Origin of the sequence: Enterobacter sp. E12 (assembly GCF_014596715.2) — a bacterium.
Classification (GTDB): Bacteria; Pseudomonadota; Gammaproteobacteria; order Enterobacterales; family Enterobacteriaceae; genus Enterobacter; species Enterobacter bugandensis.
Map to the genome: position 1 here is coordinate 2,803,410 of NZ_CP115601.1, position 18,991 is coordinate 2,822,400.

Below are 18,991 nucleotides of genomic sequence, written 5' to 3' on the forward strand. Positions count from 1 at the left end.
ACTTCCTTACGCGGAATCTGGCAGGATAAGAAAACCCTGATTAAATTAGGTGTACTCTTTAATCCCTGCGACTCTGTGTATAAGGAAGTCACGATGTCACATTGGAATATTGCGGCAGCCCAGTATGGCGGGCAGCATCACAGCGTAGATGACCATATTGCGCACCATCTCCACTTTATTGCCGAAGCAGCACAGCATCAGTGCGATTTGCTGGTTTTTCCGGAACTCTCATTAACCGGCCCGGGCGCGACGGCATTACCGCTCCCGCCCGAAGACGATCGACTACAGCCGTTGCTTGACGCCGCGCATTTTTACCGCATTACCCTCATTGCAGGGCTTCCCGTTGAACGAAACGGTCAGCGCCAGAAAGGCCTTGCGCTGTTTATCCCCTCTCGCGATCGTATTCTGCGTTACCCTCAGGGGAGCGGCGCCAGCCTGGTGCCGGGTGATAAACAACTCACGATTATCGATGGGCAAAGCGATTCCCCGAATCTTGATCCGCAGGCAACACTCTTCACCAGCTGCCAGTCGGTGAGGGATTACCGCTGGCGACAGTCCATCAATACCCTGCAGCGCTTTGCGCACAGGTATGCCATCGCGGTGTTAATGGCAAATGCCGGCACGGGCAGCGCGTTATGGGATGAAAAAGGCCAGCTGATCGTTCGGGCAGATAAGGGTGAGCTCCTGTTGACCGGCACGCGCAACGGACAGGGTTGGCAAGGCGATATCATTCCTTTAGGCTAAGCGTTTTAAGCTCAGGAGATTTTCATGCTGCGCGTCATTGATACCGAAACTTGCGATCTTCAGGGCGGAATTGTGGAAGTGGCCTCGGTCGACGTGGTTGATGGAAAAATCGTCAACCCGATGAGCCATCTGGTGCGTCCCGATCGTCCTATTAGCCCACAGGCCATGGCTATCCATCGCATTACAGAATCAATGGTGGCGGATAAACCCTGGATAGAAGATGTTATCCCGCACTACTACGGCAGCCCATGGTACGTTGCCCACAACGCCAGCTTTGACCGTCGGGTACTCCCCGAAATGCCCGGGGAGTGGATTTGTACCATGAAGCTGGCGCGTCGCCTCTGGCCAGGGATCAAGTACAGCAATATGGCGCTGTATAAATCCCGCAAGCTCAGCGTCAGAACCCCTGAAGGGCTGCACCATCACCGCGCCCTGTATGACTGCTATATCACCGCTGCGCTACTCATAGATATTATGAACACATCGGGCTGGACGCCGGATGATATGGCAACGATCACCGGACGCCCTGCGCTGCTGACGACGTTCACCTTCGGCAAATACCGCGGGAGAGCGGTATCGGATATTGCGGATAAAGATCCGGGCTATCTGCGCTGGCTGTATAACAACCTCGACAAAATGAGCCCGGAGCTGCGCTTAACCCTGAAACACTATCTGGGTGAAGCTTAACGCTGTACACGGCCTGGCAACGTATCCTGCGCCAGGCCTATCAAAAAGGCATACTCAAGGGCCACCCCTTCGTAGGATTTGAATCGACCCGATTTCCCCCCGTGCCCGGAGTCCATATCGGTACAGAGCAGCAGCAGGTTGTCATCGGTTTTCAGCTCCCGCAGCTTTGCTACCCATTTTGCCGGTTCCCAGTATTGCACCTGTGAATCGTGCAAACCGGTCGTCACCAGCATGTGCGGGTACGCTTTCGCTTCCACGTTGTCATACGGGCTGTACTCTTTCATATAGCGATAATAGGTTTCATCCTGCGGGTTGCCCCACTCCTCAAACTCTCCGGTTGTCAAAGGGATGGACTCATCGAGCATAGTGGTAACCACATCGACAAACGGGACCTGCGCAACAATACCCTTAAAGCGTTCGGGCCGCTGATTGATGACCGCCCCCATCAGCATCCCCCCCGCGCTACCGCCCATGCCGAAGCAAAGCTGAGGATCGCCATAGCCTTGCTCAATCAGCGCATCGCAGACGTCGAGATAGTCGTTGAAGGTGTTTTTCTTTTTCAGGAATTTCCCGTCTTCATACCAGTGCTGCCCCAGCTCGCCGCCGCCGCGAATATGGGCAATGGCGAAAACAAAGCCGCGGTCGAGCAGGCTTAATCTGCTGCTGCTGAAGTCGGCATCCATGCTGGAGCCATAGGAGCCGTAGCCATAGACCAGGATCGGATTTTTACCCTTCTGGAAGTGCGCCTTGTGATAAACGAGCGAAACAGGCACCTCCACGCCATCGCGCGCGGTGACCCACAGGTGTTCGCTGCGGTAATTGTCGGAATCAAAGCCCTTCACTTCGGTTTGCTTAAGCACCTGGCGCTGTCCGGTATCCATATCCAGCTCGAAGAGCGTATCCGGCGTGGTCATGGACGAGTAACCGTAGCGCAGCCGGGACGATTCAGGTTCCGGGTTAAAGCCGATCCACGTGACGTAGGCCGGATCGTCGAACGCAATCCCTATCACCTCACGCGTTTTACGGTTGATCTGCCGGATACTGGTCAGCCCCCGCTGGCGCTCCTCCACCACCAGCCAGTCGGTAAACAGCGTGAACCCTTCCAGCATCACCTGATCCCGCGCGGGAATCAGCACCTCCCACTTGCGCTCGTCGCGCACCTTGGTTTTGTACAGACCAAAGTTCTTGCCTTCACGATTCGAACGCAGATAAAAGCTGTGCTGGAAGTGATCCAGGCTGTACTCGTGGTCCTTGCGGCGCGGCAGGAAACAGAGCGGCTGGGCGTCAGGCAGTTCGGCATCCAGGAGCAGCACTTCCGAGGTGGTGGCGCTGGCGAGGAAGATAATCACATAGTGGCGCGAGGAGGTTTTATGCAGGCTGACATAAAACGTTTCGTCTTTCTCTTCATAGACCAGCTCGTCATCGGCTGAGTCCGTGCCTACGGTATGGCGCCACACCTGATAAGGCAGCAGCGTGGAGGCGTGCTTTTTAACGTAGTAGACCGTCTCGGAATCGTTCGCCCAGACAAAATCCGGGGAGACGTTTTCCAGCATTTCCGGATACCAGTTGCCGGTTTCCAGATTGCGAAAACGCAGGCCGTACTGGCGCCGGGAGAGATAATCCTCCGCCAGCGCCATGATGGTGTTGTCCGGGGAGATGGACATACCGCCCAGGGTATAAAACTCGCTGTGGGCGGCACGCTGGTTCGCATCCAGCAAAATGTCCCATTCATCCCACTCGGCGCTTAATACCGACTGTCGTTGATAGATGGGATACTCGTTGCCCGGCTCATAGATATGGCGATAGCGATAGCCGTTTTTGGTCCAGGGCGCGGAGATGTCGCGCTGGGGAATACGCTGCACCATTTCATTCAGCAGCTGGTCCTGAAGCGCCTGCTGGCTGGCCATGACCCTGCGGCCATAGTCGTTTTCCTCGTGCAGGTAGTCGAGCACCTCTGGCCGGGAACGCGAATCGTCCCGCAGCCAGTAATAGTTGTCTATGCGCGTATCGCCATGCGTGACGATCGCATAAGGAGTACGTCGGGCTTTCGGTGGCATGTCATCATTCTTTTAAGTTTTACACCCTATAAGGTTGGCAAAACCCGCGCATGATGCAAGCGAAACATGACCACGGGGGCGCGAGTTAGCCCTGTAGCGCCAGTTTTTGTTCCCCGATATCTTTTTCAATCCCCTCGCGCACGTCCTGAGGGATCTTCAGCGCGTCGCCGAGGGCATTAAGGTAGCTACGCTCCATAAAGTGATCGATATCTATGGCGGCACAGCTGAGAAAATAGAGTTCCAGCGCCTCTTCCTCATTTTTCACGCTCAGTGCCAGACGCTGCGGATCGAGCGGCTGTTCAATGGCCTGCGCCACCAGCGTTCTGCCCTGTTCTTCAACACCCGCCTCGCGCAGCTGCTGTTCGATAGCCGCTCTTTCATTATCATCAATATGCCCGTCGCTTTTGGCGGCAAACACCAGCGCCAGGATGAGCCGCTCCGTGCGCAGATCCAGCGGAGAAGTATGCTCCCCATAGTGAGGTTCATCGCGGTGCGCCGCTCGCACCCTGTCCTTATATTTGTTCCACAGCACGGTGCCGGCGATAACGCCGCCCCCGGCCAGCAGCGCGCCGGTACCGTACTTCGCCAGCAGCTTGCGTGAGGATTTATTGGCAACCAGCAGCCCTGCCAGCCCACCGAGCGCCCCCGGTACCAGCAGTTTGCTCAGCCCCTGTTCGCCGGAACCAGACGTTTTCTGCCCTAACATGGATTGCAGTTGATTTAACCAGCCTGACATGGTTTCCCTCGCTTAACGGTTAACATGTTCTCCAGCGTAAGCGAGCAGGCGTCAGGAAATGTCCATCAAGCCTAAAGAAGCGCAAATTTCTGGTCTGCCCTTTTGCCGTGCGCAAGACAGACGCAAACGTTTTCGTTTATACTGCGCGCATCTTTTTCAGGGGGAATGTTATGACTCGTTTAGGAACCGCGCTGCGACCTGCGGCGACGCGCGTAATGCTGTTGGGATCGGGCGAACTGGGTAAAGAAGTCGCCATTGAGTGTCAGCGTTTAGGGGTGGAGGTGATTGCCGTAGACCGCTACGCCGACGCGCCCGCCATGCACGTCGCCCATCGTTCTTATGTGATTAACATGCTGGACGGTGATGCCCTGCGTACGCTTATTGCACGGGAGAAACCGGATTTTGTCGTGCCGGAAATTGAAGCTATCGCAACCGATACGCTGATCGCCCTTGAGCAGGCAGGCCAGCGCGTGGTGCCCTGCGCGAAAGCCGCAAAGCTGACCATGAACCGTGAAGGCATTCGCCGCCTGGCGGCGGAGGAGCTGGGGCTGCCTACTTCAAGCTACCGTTTTGCGGGTGACAAAGCCGCATTCCTGCAGGCCGTTGAAGAGATTGGCTACCCGTGCATCATTAAGCCGGTGATGAGCTCTTCGGGGAAAGGTCAGAGCTTTATTCGCGACAGCAGCGCGCTGGACAGCGCGTGGGATTATGCGCAACAGGGTGGCCGTGCCGGTGCCGGTCGCGTGATCGTCGAAGGCGTGGTGAAGTTTGATTTCGAAATCACTCTGCTCACCGTCAGTGCCGTGGACGGCGTCCATTTCTGCGACCCGATTGGCCACCGCCAGGAAGATGGCGATTATCGTGAATCCTGGCAGCCGCAGCAGATGAGCGACCTGGCGCTGGAGCGTGCCCGGGAGATTGCCCGTAAGACCGTTCTGGCCCTGGGCGGTTATGGCCTGTTCGGCGTGGAGCTGTTCGTCTGCGGTGACGAAGTGATCTTCAGCGAAGTCTCCCCTCGCCCGCACGACACCGGTATGGTCACGCTCATTTCGCAGGATCTCTCGGAGTTCGCCCTGCACGTGCGCGCCTTCCTCGGCCTGCCGGTTGGCGGCATCCGCCAGTACGGCCCGGCGGCGTCGGCGGTGATCCTTCCGCAGCTGACCAGCCAGAATGTGACGTTTGATAACGTCGAAGGCGCGGTGGGCGCAGGCCTGCAGGTCCGTCTGTTCGGCAAGCCGGAGATCGACGGTACGCGTCGTCTGGGCGTGGCGTTAGCCACCGGGGATAACGTTGACGAGGCCGTAGTAAGAGCAAAAGCGGCGGCTGCGAACGTTCAGGTAGCAGGATAAAAAAACGGGCCGAAAGGCCCGTTTTTCATGCTGCATATGGCTTACTGCTTCGCGCCTTCAACCGCTTCACGAGCCAGTTTCGTGATGCGATCCCAGTCGCCCGCTTCCAGCGCATCCGCCGGAACCAGCCATGAGCCGCCGATGCACAGCACGCTTTTCAGCGCCAGGTAGTCGCGGTAGTTAGCCGGGGAGATACCGCCCGTCGGGCAGAAGCGTACCTGAGAGAAGGGACCCGCAATTGCCTGCAGCGCTTTGGTGCCGCCGTTCGCTTCTGCCGGGAAGAATTTGAACTCTTTCAGACCGTAGTCCATGCCCAGCATCAGTTCAGAAACGGTGCTGATGCCCGGGATCAAGGGAATGGTGCCTTCGGTCGCGGCCTTCAGCAGCGGCTCGGTCAGGCCCGGGCTGATGGCAAACTGTGCGCCAGCTTCGGTCACTTCCGCCAGCTGCTGCGCGTTGAGAACTGTACCCGCACCGATGATGGCGTCCGGCACTTCTTTAGCGATGGCGCGGATGGCATCCATCGCGCAGGCGGTACGCAGGGTCACTTCCAGAACGCGAACGCCGCCCGCAACCAGCGCTTTCGCCATTGGCACAGCGTGCTCCAGCTTGTTTACCACGATAACCGGCACGACAGGGCCAGTGGTCAGGATTGCTTCTGCACTTGTTTTCCAGTTTTTCATCAGAGTTCTCTCTCGCCAGATCGTTAAAATCAAGTCGTCTTAAAACGTAATACAGGTTGCGCCCTGCTCCGCACCGGAGAGCTTCTCACGCAGCGCGCTGAACATTTCGCGTCCGGTTCCCACGCGCGATGCGCTCAGGTCAGGAATATGAGGCTGACGTGCCGCCAGCTCCGCGTCATCCACCAGCAGGGTTAACTCGCCAGTCTGGCCGTTCACGCGGATCATGTCGCCGTCGCGCACTTTCGCCAGCAAGCCGCCGTCGTAGGCTTCAGGCGTGACGTGGATGGCGGAAGGCACTTTGCCGGATGCGCCTGACAGGCGGCCATCGGTCACTAACGCAATTTTGAAACGGCGGTCCAATAATACACCAAGTGGTGGCATAAGTTTATGTAATTCTGGCATGCCGTTCGCTTTTGGCCCCTGATGACGCACGACCACCACGCAGTCTTTATCCAGCAGACCGGCGTCGAAGGCAGGCAACACGTCGTGCTGGCTTTCAAACACTACCGCCGGGGCCTCGATAACCTGGTTCTCTTCCGGCACGGCAGAGGTTTTCATCACCGCGCGGCCAAGGTTGCCGCTCAGCACTTTGGTACCGCCGTGGTGGGAGAACGGTTTGTCGATAGTGGCAATCACCTGCGGATCAAGAGACGCGGTTGCCCCGTCGCGCCAGTCCAGCTCGCCGTTGTTCAGCCACGGCTCCTGGGTGTAGCGCTGCAGACCAAATCCGGCTACGGTGTTCACGTCTTCATGCAGCAGACCGCCTTTCAGCAGCTCGCGCATCAGCAGCGGCACACCGCCCGCAGCCTGGAAGTGGTTGATGTCCGCCGGACCGTTCGGGTACAGACGCGCCATCAGCGGTACCACGGAGGAGATGTCGGAGAAGTCATCCCAGTTAATCAGGATACCCGCCGCGCGCGCCATGGCCACCAGGTGCATGGTGTGGTTAGTTGAACCGCCGGTCGCCAGCAGGGCGACGATACCGTTGACGATCACTTTTTCGTCGACCATTTTGCCCATCGGCATCCATTCATTGCCGTTTCCTGTCAGGCGCGTCACCTGACGGGCCGCGGCCTCGGTCAGCGCCTGGCGCAGCGGCGCGTCCGGCTGGATGAAGGACGAGCCCGGAAGCTGCATCCCCATAAACTCCACCACCATCTGGTTGGTGTTGGCCGTGCCGTAGAATGTACAGGTGCCCGGCGCATGGTAGGACGCGGCTTCGGCTTCCAGCAGCGCCTGACGATCGGCTTTGCCTTCCGCATACAGCTGGCGGATACGCACTTTTTCTTTATTCGGCAGACCGCTGGCCATCGGGCCGGACGGCACGAAAATCGCTGGCAGATGACCAAACGACAGCGCTGCCATCACCAGGCCCGGGACGATTTTGTCGCACACGCCGAGATACAGCGCACCATCAAACATGTTGTGTGACAGGCCCACAGCCGCAGACATCGCAATCACTTCGCGGCTCAGCAGCGACAGCTCCATACCATCCTGCCCCTGCGTCACGCCGTCGCACATGGCCGGGACGCCCCCCGCCACCTGCCCCACCGCGTTCACGCTGTGCAGCGCTTTACGAATGATGTTGGGATAGACCTCATACGGCTGGTGCGCGGAGAGCATATCGTTATAAGACGTGATGATAGCGATATTGTTACGCAACATGCTTTTCAGGGAGGCTTTGTCATCGGGCTGGCAGGCGGCGAAGCCGTGGGCCAGGTTACCGCAGGCCAGCTGGGAGCGGTGAACGGTGTTGCTTTTCGCCTGTTCAATGCGGGCGAGGTAGGCCGAACGGGTCTCTTTCGAGCGCTCGATAATGCGTTGTGTTACGCGTAACAATACAGGATTCATAAAAGCTCCTTTAATTTATCTGTCCGGGCTCGGGAGTTTACAAAGTCGCTGGCGGTTGTTAACAACGCTGAAACGCTTGCTGTCCGGAGCTCAGGGGCAAAATCACTTCCGGCAGTGTAATAAAAAAAGCCCCGCGGGTGAATCCACGCGGAGCTTAAAAGTATAAAAATTGTGCCACTAGCTGTGTTAGATCATGTTACCGGTAAAATAACACTTTCGGGCTAGTGGATTATCCTACTCAAACTCGTTCCAGGAGCGGCCATCGCGGGTGATCATCGCCACCGACGCCACAGGCCCCCAGGTACCCGCCTGATACGGTTTTGGCGCATCCTGATCGGCAGCCCAGGCTTCGGTGATGGAATCGACCCATTTCCACGCCTCTTCCACTTCGTCGCGACGCACGAACAGCGCCTGGATACCGCGCATGGTTTCCAGCAGCAGACGCTCGTAAGCATCCGCAAGGTGCGTCTGGTTGAAGGTTTCGGAGTAGCTCAGATCCAGCTTGGTGGTCTGCAGGTTGTGCTTATGATCCAGGCCCGGCACTTTGTTGAGGATCTGGATATCCACCCCTTCGTCCGGCTGCAGACGGATGGTCAGCTTGTTCTGCGGCAACTCCTGCCAGGACTCTTTGAACAGGTTCAGTTCCGGGTTCTTAAAGTAGACAACCACTTCGGAACACTTCGTCGGCAGACGCTTACCGGTGCGCAGGTAGAACGGCACGCCCGCCCAGCGCCAGTCGTCGATATCCACGCGGATCGCCACAAACGTCTCGGTATTGCTGGACTTGTTCGCGCCCTCTTCTTCCAGGTAGCCTGGCACCTTTTTGCCTTGCGCAAACCCGGCAGTGTACTGGCCGCGAACGGTTTTCTCGCGCACGTTGGAGCGGTCGATGCGGCGCAGCGACTTCAGCACTTTCACTTTGGCATCGCGGATGCTGTCAGCCGTCAGGTCAGACGGTGGAGACATGGCAATCATGCACAGAATTTGCAGCAGGTGGTTCTGGATCATGTCGCGCATCTGGCCGGCCTGGTCAAAGTAACCCCAGCGACCTTCAATCCCCACCTCTTCCGCCACGGTAATTTCCACGTGGTCAATGGTACGGTTGTCCCAGTTATTCACAAACAGGGAGTTAGCGAAACGCAGCGCCAGCAGGTTCAGTACCGTCTCTTTACCGAGATAGTGGTCGATACGGTAGACCTGGCACTCTTCAAAGAACTCGCCCACCTGGTCGTTGATTTCACGGGAGGTAGCCAGCGACGTCCCCAGCGGCTTTTCCATCACCACGCGCGCCGGCTTGGCGTTCAGTTTGGCTTCGCCCAAACCTTTGCAGATGGCGCCAAAGGTGCTTGGCGGCATGGCGAAATAGTTAATGGTGACACGGTTTTTCTGATCCAGCATGGCACCCAGGCGGGAAAACGCGCTGACGTCATTAACGTCCAGGTTGCAGAAATCGAGACGACCGCTGAGGGTATCCCACAAACTTTCATCAATTTTTTCCTTCATGAAAGTTTCGAGCGCCTCGCGGACGACTTTGGTATAAGCGTCCTTGTCCCAGTCGGCGCGCCCAACCCCCAGGATACGCGTATCCGGATGAATTTGGCCCGCTTTCTCCAGTTGATACAGGGAAGGCAGCAATTTTCGGCGTGCAAGATCGCCTTTCGCGCCGAAAATGACCAGGTCACATGCCTGGGCTGTTTGTGTTACCGCCATGTCATTCTCCTCAGTTGGATCACCTGGTGCTTCTGCCAGGTATCGTTGTAATTTTATTACAATGCACTGTACTGCTTTTACGTCATTCCCGAAACCATTAGCGCTTATCGTCTCGTGCGATACGGTGATTTTTCGCCATTCAGCCGATTATGGCGACGTAATGACGCAACAGCCGTCGATAATTTGCGCAACAGGGTCATAGCAAAACCCGACATCGATCAAGTAATGAAAAAAAACAACAACATTATCTTGTCGACTGTTACCCTTTAGGGAAGCCACAGGGGTAATATCGGCTAATCGAATCAAGATTTCATCAATGAGTGAAATCGTTTCCACCCCCATGAGCGCCTTGTTAACAATGAACATGCTTGAAAAAATCCAGTATCAACTGGAACACCTTAGCAAATCCGAGCGAAAAGTGGCTGAAGTCATTCTGGCCGCGCCCGGTCAGGCGATTCATTCAAGCATCGCCGCTCTGGCTCAGGAAGCGGGCGTCAGTGAACCGACGGTCAACCGCTTCTGCCGCAGCCTGGAAACGCGCGGCTTTCCTGATTTTAAACTGCATCTGGCACAAAGTCTGGCAAACGGCACCCCCTATGTTAATCGTAATGTGGATGAAGACGACAGCGTAGATGCCTATACGGCAAAAATATTTGAGTCGGCCATGGCCACGCTCGATCACGTTCGTCAAAGTCTGGATATGAGTTCAGTAAACCGCGCGGTGGATTTACTCACCCAGGCCAAACGCATTGCGTTCTTCGGTCTTGGCTCGTCAGCCGCCGTGGCGCACGACGCCATGAATAAATTCTTCCGCTTTAACGTGCCGGTTATTTATTCCGATGACATTGTGCTGCAACGCATGAGCTGTATGAATTGCAGTGAGGATGACGTCGTGGTACTGATTTCGCACACTGGCCGCACCAAAAGCCAGGTTGAGCTGGCGCAGCTGGCCCGTGAAAACGATGCCATGGTAATCGCCCTCACCACCGCCGGCACGCCGCTGGCGCGGGAGGCGACTCTCGCCATTACCCTGGACGTGCCTGAGGATACCGACATGTATATGCCAATGGTGTCTCGTCTGGCGCAGCTCACGGTAATCGACGTGCTGGCGACCGGATTTACCTTACGCCGGGGCGCAAAATTCCGAGATAACTTGAAGCGAGTCAAGGAAGCGCTGAAGGAATCGCGTTTTGATAAAGAATTGCTTATAAAGAGCGATGTTCCCTGAAAGTAGATAACGAAGACGTAACCCATAATTAGATGTAACGATTTTCGGCATTCGGCCCCCTCTTTGCTGCCTTGCGGTAGATGAAGGCCGATTCAATGTTCACGCAACACCAAAGTTGTTTCAGTCAACGGAGTATTACATGTCCAGAAGGCTTCGCAGAACCAAGATCGTCACCACCTTAGGCCCGGCCACCGATCGCGATAATAACCTCGAAAAGATTATCGCCGCTGGCGCCAACGTGGTACGTATGAACTTCTCTCACGGTACGCCAGAAGACCATAAATTGCGTGCCGATAAAGTGCGTGAGATCGCCGCTAAGCTGGGCCGCCACGTCGCTATCCTCGGCGACCTGCAGGGTCCAAAAATTCGTGTATCAACCTTTAAAGAAGGTAAAGTTTTCCTCAATATCGGCGACAAATTCCTGCTGGATGCCAACCTCGGCAAAGGCGAAGGCGATAAAGAGAAAGTCGGGATCGACTATAAAGGCCTGCCGGCTGATGTGGTCCCTGGCGATATCCTGCTGCTCGACGACGGTCGCGTCCAGCTGAAGGTGCTGGAAGTTCAGGGGATGAAAGTGTTCACTGAAGTCACCGTCGGCGGCCCGCTCTCCAACAATAAAGGCATCAACAAACTGGGCGGCGGCCTCTCTGCGGAAGCCCTGACCGACAAAGACAAAGCGGATATCGTAACGGCGGCCCAGATCGGCGTTGACTATCTGGCGGTCTCCTTCCCACGCTGTGGCGAAGATCTGAACTATGCGCGCCGCCTGGCCCGTGACGCAGGCTGTGATGCCAAAATCGTCGCTAAGGTTGAACGCGCGGAAGCCGTGTGCGATCAGGATGCGATGGACGATGTGATCCTCGCCTCTGACGTGGTGATGGTTGCCCGTGGCGATCTGGGCGTGGAAATCGGCGACCCTGAACTGGTCGGTATCCAGAAAGCGCTGATTCGTCGCGCACGTCAGCTGAACCGCGCGGTGATCACCGCCACCCAGATGATGGAATCCATGATCACTAACCCAATGCCAACCCGTGCGGAAGTCATGGACGTCGCTAACGCCGTGCTGGACGGTACCGATGCGGTGATGCTGTCAGCGGAAACTGCGGCGGGCCAGTATCCGGCAGAAACCGTGGCCGCAATGGCGCGCGTCTGCCTGGGCGCGGAGAAGATCCCAAGCATTAACGTCTCCAAGCACCGCCTGGATATCCAGTTCGACAATGTGGAAGAAGCGATTGCGATGTCCGCCATGTATGCGGCCAACCATCTGAAAGGCGTTACGGCGATCATCACCATGACCGAATCTGGCCGCACCGCGCTGATGACCTCTCGCATCAGCTCCGGCCTGCCGATTTTCGCCATGTCACGCCACGAGCGTACGCTGAACCTGACGGCGCTGTACCGCGGTGTTACCCCGGTACACTTCGACAGCACCAATGACGGCGTAGCCGCGGCGCACGATGCCGTAAACCTGCTGCGCGATAAAGGTTACCTGGTGTCTGGTGATATCGTCATCGTGACGCAGGGTGACGTGATGAGCACCATCGGCTCAACCAATACCACGCGCGTACTGACTGTAGAGTAAGATCCGATCCCCTCTCCCCTAAGGGGTGTACGGTCCGGGGACATAGTGAACACTTGTTCGGGGACATGGTAGACACTTACAACTGAGGCATAAGAACCCGTTTATGGAGTCGCTTATGCCCTGGGATGCGAGAGATACCATGTCATTACGTACCGAGTTTGTGCTGTTCGCCTCGCAGGACGGGGCGAACATCCGTTTCCTCTGCCGTCAGTTCGGCATTTCTCCTGCCACCGGCTACAAGTGGCTTCAGCGCTGGGCTGAGGAAGGTGCCTCCGGTCTTCGGGACCGCTCCCGCGCACCTCATCATTCCCCGAACCGCTCATCTGACGACATCACCGCCCTGCTGCGCATGGCCCATGAGCGCCATGAACGCTGGGGCGCACGCAAGATTAAGCGCTGGCTCGAAGACCAGGGGCACCGTATGCCCGCCTTCAGCACCGTCCATAGCCTGATGGCCCGTCACGGTCTGCTGCCGGGCGCATCACCGGGCGTTCCGGCTACGGGACGGTTCGAACACGACGCGCCGAATCGCCTCTGGCAGATGGATTTTAAGGGCCACTTTCCCTTTGGCGGTGGCCGCTGCCATCCGCTCACCCTGCTGGATGACCACTCCCGTTTTTCCCTGTGCCTGGCGCACTGTACCGATGAACGGCGCGAGACCGTGCAGCAGCAGCTGGTCAGCGTGTTTGAACGCTACGGCCTGCCGGACCGGATGACGATGGACAACGGCTCACCGTGGGGCGACACCACCGGCACCTGGACAGTGCTGGAGCTGTGGCTGATGCGCCACGGTATCCGGGTGGGGCACTCCCGGCCTTATCATCCGCAGACGCAGGGCAAGCTGGAGCGTTTTCACCGCAGCCTGAAGGCGGAAGTGCTGCAGGGAAAATGGTTCGCGGACAGCGGTGAGCTGCAGCGCGCCTTCGACCACTGGCGCACGGTGTACAACCTTGAACGCCCGCACGAGGCGCTGGATATGGCGGTACCGGCCTCGCGTTATCAGCCGTCTGCCCGGCAGTACAGCGGCAGCGTAACGCCACCTGAATACGATGAAGGGGTGAAGGTCAGGAAAGTGGATGTCAGCGGAAAGCTGAGCATACAGGGTGTCAGTCTGAGCGCAGGCAAGGCGTTCAGGGGAGAACGGGTCGGGCTGAGGGAGACACAGGATGACGGCTGCTATGAAGTGTGGTGGTACAGCACGAAAGTGGGGGTGATCGACCTGAAGAAAAAGTCGATCACCATGGGTAAAGGATGTTAAAAAGTGTTCACCATGTCCCCGAACACCTGTCTACCATGTCCCCGGACTGTACAAGGGGAGAGGGACAAGGTGAAGGTTTTCTATTTCCTCGGGTAAAGCTCTTTACGCTTATAGGGCTCCGTCTCTCCCGGCTTCCGCGTTTTCAGCAGCTTCAGTATCCACGTGTACTGTTCGGTATGCGGCCCCACCAGCAGCTCCACCTCTTCGTTCATGCGGCGCGCGATGGTGCGATCGTCCGCAGTCAGCAGGTCGTCCATCGGCGGACGGACTTCAATGCTCAGACGATGCGTTTTACCGTCGTAAACCGGAAAGAGCGGGATCACGCGGGCACGGCAGACCTTCATCAGACGCCCAATCGCGGGGAGCGTGGCTTTATAGGTCGCAAAGAAGTCGACAAACTCGCTGTGCTCGGGTCCGTGGTCCTGGTCCGGCAGATAGTAGCCCCAGTACCCCTGACGTACCGACTGAATAAACGGCTTGATGCCGTCGTTACGCGCATGCAAACGTCCGCCAAAACGACGACGTACCGTATTCCAGACAAAATCGTAGATTTTATTGCCCTGGTTATGGAACATCGCCGCCATTTTCTGCCCCTGGGAAGCCATCAGCATTGCCGGGATATCCACGCCCCAGCCGTGCGGCACGAGGAAAATGACCTTCTCATCATTGCGACGCATTTCGTCGATGATTTCCAGCCCTTTCCAGTCAACGCGGTCGATGATTTTTTCCGGTCCTTTCAGCGCCAGCTCCGCCATCATCGCCATGGCCTGCGGTGCGGTGGTATACATCGCGTCGATGATGGCCTCGCGCTCGGCATCGCTTTTTTCAGGAAAACAGTAATAGAGGTTGATCTGCGCACGACGACGCGCGCTTTTACCTAAGCGTCCGGCCAGACGGCCAATTTTTCCCAGTACGGGATCGCGCAGCGCGGCAGGCAGCATAGCGATGCCCGCAAAGGTGTAAACCCCCAGCCAGGCGCCCCAGTTGCGCGGATGTCGAAAGGATTTTTCAAACTCAGGAATGTATTCAATATTATTTTTTTTTGTTTCCATGCTGGTTCCAGGGTCTGGTGACGCAAAAAATTATTCAGATAGTGTAGCGAGGCAGTCGCCCACGCACAAAAGAAAAAGCCGGCGCATGCTGACACCGGCTTTTTTCACAAAACAGAGAGCTTAGTTTAAGCTCAGCTGCGGTATCACCTCTCTCGCCTGCGCCAGGTAATCGGAACGATCTTTACCTGTCAGGCCTTCGGTGCGCGGCAGTTTGGCCGTCAGCGGGTTCACGGCCTGCTGGTTGATCCACACTTCATAGTGCAGATGCGGGCCAGTAGAGCGTCCGGTGTTGCCGGAGAGCGCGATACGGTCGCCGCGTTTCACTTTCTGCCCCGGTTTGACCAGCAGCTTGCGCAGGTGCATATAGCGGGTGGTATAGGTACGACCGTGACGGATAGCCACGTAATAGCCCGCAGCACCGCTGCGTTTTGCCATCACTACTTCGCCATCGCCAACGGACAGCACCGGCGTGCCCTGCGGCATCGCGAAGTCTACCCCGCGGTGAGGCGCAACGCGCCCGGTAACCGGGTTCAGACGACGCGGGTTAAAGTTAGAGGAGACGCGGAACTGTTTCGCCGTCGGGAAACGCAGGAAGCCTTTCGCAAGGCCCGTACCGCTGCGGTCATAGAACTTGCCATCTTCAGCGCGAATGGCGTAGTAATCTTTTCCCTCGGAGCGCAGACGCACCCCCAGCAGCTGGCTCTGCTCGCGCTTGCCGTCCAGCATTTCGCGGGACATCAGGACGGAAAACTCATCGCCTTTCTTCAGCTTACGGAAATCCATCTGCCACTGCATGGCTTTGATCACCGCGCTGATTTCACCGCTGGTCAGGCCCGCATCACGGGCGCTGGAAACAAAGCTTCCGCCCACGGTACCTTTCATCACGCTGTTAACCCAGTCGCCTTTCTGCATTTCACTGGTCATTTTGAAACCGTTTGCAGTGCGGTCATAGGTACGGGTTTCGCGGCGGGACATTTCCCAGGTCAAACGCTGAAGATCGCCATCCGCCGTTAATGTCCAGGAGAGCTGTTGCCCGATTTTCAGGTTACGCAGGTCTTTATCCGCAGCGGCCAGCTGGCTGATATTGCCCATGTCGATACCGTACTGGTTGAGCACGCTGCTCAGCGTGTCACCGGTAGAGACAACGTATTCGTGGATCCCCGCTTCGTTCTCGGTTTTATCGTCCAGTTCATCCTGAGGGATAGCTTCATCTTCCTGAGCGGCCTGGTCGATAGGCTCGCTGGCTTCAGGCAGCAAAGAGCGGATCTCGCTCTTTTCAAGCTCGATGGTTTTAATGATAGGGGCAGAACTCGGGTGGTAAACATAGGGCCGCCAGACGGCGACCGCTAGGGTGAGAACTGTAAGCGACCCCAGCATAACGCGGTGGGGTCGAGGCAGATTGTTAAATGCCAGGGCGACAGAGCGGGCTATCTGTTGCACGTATTCACTTCCTCGTTAATCTCCTTTCAGGCAGCTCGCATACTGGTTCGCCAGTTGGCTGAGGAACTGCGAATAGCTCGCTTTGCTCAACTGGATATTCGTACCTAGCGGGTCAAGGGTTCCCATGCGCACGGATGTTCCCCTGGCCACGGCTTCTACGACCGCTGGCCTGAACTGTGGCTCAGCAAAAACGCATGTCGCTTTCTGCTCAACCAACTGTGTTCTGATTTCATGTAAACGCTGCGCACCAGGTTGAATTTCAGGGTTGACGGTAAAGTGCCCAAGCGGGGTCAGGCCGTAGTGTTTTTCGTAGTAGCCGTAGGCGTCATGAAAAACGAAATACCCTTTTCCTTTCAACGGTGCGAGCTCATTACCTACCTGCTTATCGGTTGCGGCTAATTGTGCCTCAAAATCCTTCAGGTTGGCGTCTAGTTTGGCTCGACTTTGCGGCATAAGTTCCACTAATTTGTCATGGATTGCAACCGCTGAAAGCCGCGCTATCTCTGGGGATAGCCAGAGATGCATGTTGTACTCGCCGTGATGGTGATCTCCATCACCTTTTTCACCCTCTGCAGCGTGATGGTCATGTTCGTCACCGTCATCATCCGCCCCTTTCATGAGCAACGGTTTCACGCCGGAAAGCCCGGAAATCGCGACCTGTTTTTCATCAGCAACCTGTTTGGCGGATTTCTGCATGAATGCTTCCATCTCCGGACCAATCCAGACAACTAAGTCTGCGTTTTGTAAGCGTTTTACATCAGACGGACGCAGAGAATAGTCATGCTCTGAGGCCCCGTCAGGGAGCAGAACCTGGGTTTCCGTTACCCCATCGGCAATGGCCGACGCGATGAATCCAAGCGGTTTAAGCGAAGCAACAACGGCAGCGTTAACATCTTGTGCGGTTGTTCCCCAAAGGGCAGCGGATAATGCTGCGAAAAGAAGCGTATTTTTATGTAACATAATGCGACTAATCATCGTAGTGAATGCGTGGAATGTGATATTATAACATTCGTTGACTTCTTCAAGCTTAAATTGACATGACGACTCTGGTTTCTCTCGACAATATTTCGGTCTCCTTTGGCCAGCGCCGCGTCCTCTCTGACGTATCGCTGGATCTCAAGCCCGGAAAAATTCTGACGCTGCTCGGCCCCAATGGCGCAGGTAAATCCACTCTGGTGCGCGTGGTGCTGGGTCTGGTTACACCGGATGAAGGTGTAATCACGCGTGAGGAAAAATTGCGGATCGGCTATGTGCCGCAAAAATTACATCTGGACGCCACCCTGCCGCTGACGGTAAATCGTTTTCTGCGTCTGCGTCCCGGCACGCGAAAAGCCGATATTCTCCCGGCGCTGAAGCGCGTGCAGGCGGGCCACCTTATCGATGCGCCGTTGCAGAAGCTGTCCGGCGGTGAGACGCAGCGCGTTTTGCTGGCCCGTGCGCTGCTGAGCAGCCCGCAGCTGCTGGTGCTGGATGAGCCAACCCAGGGCGTGGACGTCAATGGTCAGGTCGCGCTTTATGATTTGATCGACCAGCTGCGCCGCGAACTGAACTGCGCCGTGCTGATGGTCTCCCATGACCTGCATCTGGTGATGGCGAAAACCGACGAAGTGCTGTGTCTCAACCATCACATTTGCTGTTCCGGCACGCCTGAAGTGGTCTCAATGCACCCGGAATTTATCTCCATGTTCGGCCCTCGCGGCGCTGAACAGCTTGGCATTTATCGCCATCATCATAATCACCGCCATGATTTGCAGGGACGAATCGTTCTGCGTCGGGGAAATGGACACTCATGATTGAACTGTTACTGCCCGGCTGGCTGGCCGGGGTTATGCTTGCCTGCGCCGCAGGCCCACTCGGCTCGTTTGTGGTGTGGCGCAGAATGTCTTACTTCGGTGATACCCTGGCGCATGCGTCGCTGCTGGGCGTTGCCTTTGGTTTGCTGCTGGATGTGAATCCCTTTTACGCGGTGATTGTGGTCACGCTGCTGCTGGCGGCCGGTCTGGTCTGGCTGGAGAAGCGTCCTCACCTCGCGATTGATACGCTGCTTGGCATCATGGCGCACAGCGCGCTGTCGCTGGGTCTGGTCGTTGTTAGCCTGATGTCAAATATCCGCGTTGACCTGATGGCCTACCTGTTCGGCGATCTGCTGGCCGTAACGCCTGACGATCTCATCGCGATCGCCATTGGCGTGGTGGTGGTACTGGGTATTCTGCTGTGGCAGTGGCGGAATTTACTGGCAATGACCGTCAGCCCGGATTTAGCCTTCGTCGACGGCGTGAAGCTGCAGCGCGTGAAGCTGCTACTGATGCTGGTTACGGCGTTAACGATTGGCGTGGCGATGAAGTTTGTCGGGGCACTGATCATCACGTCGCTGCTGATTATCCCTGCCGCCACGGCGCGCCGTTTTGCACGTACGCCAGAGCAAATGGCCGGTATCGCGGTGGTTATCGGGATGATCGCCGTCACGGGCGGGTTAACCTTTTCGGCGTTTTATGACACGCCAGCCGGACCGTCGGTGGTCTTGAGCGCGGCGGTGTTGTTTGTTTTCAGTATGATGAAAAAGACCGCGCAGTAGTGAGCATGTCCCCGGTGGCGCTTCGCTTACCGGGGCTAC

General features: G+C 56.9%; 16 protein-coding genes. 8 read left to right on the top strand and 8 right to left on the bottom strand.

Annotated elements, in window-relative coordinates:
• Nucleotides 1-93 precede the first annotated feature (93 nt).
• Nucleotides 94-744, top strand: coding sequence for a nitrilase-related carbon-nitrogen hydrolase (locus IB212_RS13370; RefSeq protein WP_041909464.1), 651 nt, complete (start codon nt 94-96; stop codon nt 742-744).
• 24 nt (nt 745-768) lie between these two features.
• The gene (exoX, locus tag IB212_RS13375) at nt 769-1,431 is read left to right on the top strand and encodes an exodeoxyribonuclease X (protein ID WP_025756911.1); all 663 of its coding nucleotides are present in this window, start codon (nt 769-771) and stop codon (nt 1,429-1,431) included.
• On the opposite strand, the gene ptrB is transcribed toward exoX, so the two are convergent.
• Together ptrB and IB212_RS13385 are read right to left on the bottom strand one after the other, a co-directional pair.
• On the bottom strand, nt 1,428-3,488 hold the full coding sequence (ptrB, locus tag IB212_RS13380) for an oligopeptidase B (protein ID WP_041909462.1): 2,061 nt from the start codon (nt 3,486-3,488) through the stop codon (nt 1,428-1,430). The genes exoX and ptrB overlap by 4 nt on opposite strands.
• Before the next feature lie 85 nt (nt 3,489-3,573).
• Complete coding sequence (locus tag IB212_RS13385; RefSeq protein ID WP_041909460.1) at nt 3,574-4,224, bottom strand: tellurite resistance TerB family protein; 651 nt, start codon at nt 4,222-4,224, stop codon at nt 3,574-3,576.
• Between the two features lie 170 nt (nt 4,225-4,394).
• Between IB212_RS13385 and purT the strand changes: the two genes are divergently transcribed.
• Nucleotides 4,395-5,573 carry a formate-dependent phosphoribosylglycinamide formyltransferase gene (gene purT, locus IB212_RS13390; protein ID WP_041909459.1) on the top strand — a complete coding sequence of 393 codons (1,179 nt, stop codon included), beginning with the start codon at nt 4,395-4,397 and terminating at the stop codon, nt 5,571-5,573.
• A gap of 41 nt (nt 5,574-5,614) precedes the next feature.
• On the opposite strand, the gene kdgA is transcribed toward purT, so the two are convergent.
• The 3 genes from kdgA to zwf form a co-directional block, all read right to left on the bottom strand.
• Nucleotides 5,615-6,256: a bifunctional 4-hydroxy-2-oxoglutarate aldolase/2-dehydro-3-deoxy-phosphogluconate aldolase gene (kdgA, locus tag IB212_RS13395; protein WP_014884307.1), complete on the bottom strand. Its 642-nt coding sequence runs from the start codon at nt 6,254-6,256 to the stop codon at nt 5,615-5,617.
• A 39-nt stretch (nt 6,257-6,295) separates the two neighbouring features.
• Nucleotides 6,296-8,107, bottom strand: coding sequence for a phosphogluconate dehydratase (gene edd / locus IB212_RS13400; protein WP_041909456.1), 1,812 nt, complete (start codon nt 8,105-8,107; stop codon nt 6,296-6,298).
• Between the two features lie 234 nt (nt 8,108-8,341).
• Nucleotides 8,342-9,817: a glucose-6-phosphate dehydrogenase gene (gene zwf / locus IB212_RS13405; RefSeq protein ID WP_028013613.1), complete on the bottom strand. Its 1,476-nt coding sequence runs from the start codon at nt 9,815-9,817 to the stop codon at nt 8,342-8,344.
• A 358-nt stretch (nt 9,818-10,175) separates the two neighbouring features.
• Here zwf and IB212_RS13410 point away from each other — a divergent pair, with 358 nt between their 5' ends.
• From IB212_RS13410 to IB212_RS13420, 3 genes are all read left to right on the top strand, one after another.
• The gene (locus IB212_RS13410) at nt 10,176-11,045 is read left to right on the top strand and encodes a MurR/RpiR family transcriptional regulator (RefSeq protein ID WP_041909454.1); all 870 of its coding nucleotides are present in this window, start codon (nt 10,176-10,178) and stop codon (nt 11,043-11,045) included.
• A gap of 139 nt (nt 11,046-11,184) precedes the next feature.
• Nucleotides 11,185-12,627: a pyruvate kinase gene (gene pyk, locus IB212_RS13415; RefSeq protein ID WP_028013616.1), complete on the top strand. Its 1,443-nt coding sequence runs from the start codon at nt 11,185-11,187 to the stop codon at nt 12,625-12,627.
• 103 nt (nt 12,628-12,730) lie between these two features.
• On the top strand, nt 12,731-13,885 hold the full coding sequence (locus IB212_RS13420; RefSeq protein ID WP_409033778.1) for an IS481 family transposase: 1,155 nt from the start codon (nt 12,731-12,733) through the stop codon (nt 13,883-13,885).
• An 80-nt stretch (nt 13,886-13,965) separates the two neighbouring features.
• Here IB212_RS13420 and lpxM read toward each other — a convergent pair whose 3' ends face one another.
• The 3 genes from lpxM to znuA all read right to left on the bottom strand — a co-directional run bounded on the left by lpxM (nt 13,966) and on the right by znuA (nt 17,337).
• Nucleotides 13,966-14,937, bottom strand: coding sequence for a lauroyl-Kdo(2)-lipid IV(A) myristoyltransferase (gene lpxM, locus IB212_RS13425; RefSeq protein ID WP_028013618.1), 972 nt, complete (start codon nt 14,935-14,937; stop codon nt 13,966-13,968).
• A gap of 120 nt (nt 14,938-15,057) precedes the next feature.
• Nucleotides 15,058-16,377, bottom strand: a complete 1,320-nt coding sequence (gene mepM, locus IB212_RS13430) for a murein DD-endopeptidase MepM (RefSeq protein WP_028013619.1) — start codon at nt 16,375-16,377, stop codon at nt 15,058-15,060.
• Nucleotides 16,378-16,392: 15 nt separating this feature from the next.
• Nucleotides 16,393-17,337 (bottom strand): zinc ABC transporter substrate-binding protein ZnuA, encoded by a 945-nt coding sequence (gene znuA / locus IB212_RS13435; protein ID WP_041911996.1) that lies wholly within the window; start codon nt 17,335-17,337, stop codon nt 16,393-16,395.
• Between the two features lie 77 nt (nt 17,338-17,414).
• Here znuA and znuC point away from each other — a divergent pair, with 77 nt between their 5' ends.
• Both znuC and znuB read left to right on the top strand, forming a co-directional pair.
• A complete protein-coding gene (znuC, locus tag IB212_RS13440) occupies nt 17,415-18,170 on the top strand; it encodes a zinc ABC transporter ATP-binding protein ZnuC (protein ID WP_028013621.1) in 756 nt (251 codons plus the stop codon).
• The gene (znuB, locus tag IB212_RS13445) at nt 18,167-18,952 is read left to right on the top strand and encodes a zinc ABC transporter permease subunit ZnuB (RefSeq protein WP_041909449.1); all 786 of its coding nucleotides are present in this window, start codon (nt 18,167-18,169) and stop codon (nt 18,950-18,952) included. The genes znuC and znuB overlap by 4 nt, the downstream gene beginning before the upstream one ends.
• Nucleotides 18,953-18,991 lie beyond the last annotated feature (39 nt).